Source organism: Gilliamella bombicola, from assembly GCF_900094945.1.
GTDB lineage: Bacteria > Pseudomonadota > Gammaproteobacteria > Enterobacterales > Orbaceae > Gilliamella > Gilliamella bombicola.
In genome coordinates this window covers 1-1,746 of sequence record NZ_FMAQ01000025.1, presented here as the reverse complement: position 1 = coordinate 1,746, position 1,746 = coordinate 1, and the positions used below count along the sequence as shown (strand labels likewise).

Below are 1,746 nucleotides of genomic sequence, written 5' to 3'. Positions count from 1 at the left end.
TTGAGGGTAGTGCGCCATATTTAACGCTTGATGGGGGACGAACTAAGGTAATTTCAGCGGATAGTTTATTGACTATTGAATTGCCTGATGGTAGTTCCATCAGTCCATCAACCAATACTTCAAGTCCGACAAATCCAATAAAGTTAGTTAATGGAAGTACCTTTAATGATATACACATGTTGGTGCCGTCTGGGGCGAATACCGTGAATTTAAGTAACTTAATCACTCAAGGTAATTGGGGTGATGATGATGGAGATGGTCAGGGCGCTAATGGTGTAACGGCATCTGGGAATATATCGGTAAATTTTACTGATAGGGATGGTAATACTGTCAGTCGTAGTGATTCATTAAGTATATGTAGTGCCCCTTATAAAGTAACATTAAGTAATACAGATGGATATTTACAAACACAGTACGGAGCTCCGAATACAAGCAATTTTAGTGGTCAAACAGTGACATATTATATCAATCCGGACAGTGTTGTCCGTGTTTGTTACGCAAGGCCGAGTTTGTATTTTGGCGGCACTGGTGCTATTATTTATGGTCTTAATGACGATTCTCACTTCGCCGGCCCATCTGACATATGGAGCTCTACAAAAGGTTTTGTAACTCAGTCAACGAGTTTATCATCTTATGACCGAAATTTTCCGACAACAGGTGCTGATGGATTGTATTTTGATTTACTTATAGGTGGAGTCTATGCAAGTCAATTGACATGGTCTCCGGTCACGCGTGGTGGGATAACGGCTACCGTGACAAGTGTAACAGCTAATGACAGATGGATCCCTAGTGCTGATAGTGGAAAAATTGTCGCACGGGTTAAGTTAAATGGTCCTAAGGCGAGTGATGCTCAGATAAACGCAGCTAATCCTAGTCCTTTAATACTGCCATCTTTGCCGCAGACCTTTGAGTTGGTCGGTAGGGATAGTTATGGTAATGAGGTGAGGTACGGATTTGTGTTAAAGCAGTGGTTCGTCAATCGGGGTAACCAACTGGGTTATCAGTCTGACCAAATATCTTGGTGTAGTCGTTTGGGTTATCGTGTACCACAAGTCAGGGAGTTAACTAACGCGAAATGTGGTGTTAATACCGACTTTCCATGTATAAACGGCATAGATGGCGCTACGCCTAACTCATTTTATAATTGGTACCAGCGACGAATAGGAGCAGGATTTTTCACAGAATGGGGCCACATGTATCACTACGCTGATGCAGGTTTCGTCAACGGCAATGCCTGGGCAAGCGACTCTGCAGGTAGCAATGGCCTTTCTGTCTACTCGGGCAACGGTGGCGTCTACAGCGGCATTACCAGCTACAATCGTTATGCCCTTTGCATCGCACCTTAGCTTTTATTTCTTGGTTATTAATCCTGAGGTCGAGGGGTGATTATGGTGCAAGAGGACAATCTAACAAAGAACAGCGCTCTCGCGAAATTGGGGCGCTTGCGGTTTAAATTGGTATTCTATTTTAGCGCGGTAAGATTTCGGACGTGGTCACGGTAGCTATTGTGAACACTAAACTGCAAACGTCCGAAACCACTGCATCTAATTCATTCTATCCACCAACCAAAAAAGGCTTTATTCCCACTAAAAATTGGTTAGAAAAGGTGTTGATTTTATTAAAGTTTTATTTTTTTATTCAAAAAACACCACCAAAACCCTTCCCCAAAGCACACAAACGTAAACTGATTTAGGCCTTAACAAAACTTTATAAAATTTTAACAAAAAAACTAGCGCATAATTAATC

At 42.0% G+C, this 1,746-nt stretch carries 1 protein-coding gene; it reads left to right on the top strand.

Annotated elements, in window-relative coordinates; translation table 11 throughout:
- The first annotated feature begins 176 nt into the window (after positions 1-176).
- Positions 177-1,346, top strand: coding sequence for a hypothetical protein (locus GA0061081_RS11125; protein ID WP_209435408.1), 1,170 nt, complete (start codon positions 177-179; stop codon positions 1,344-1,346).
- Positions 1,347-1,746: the final 400 nt, after the last annotated feature.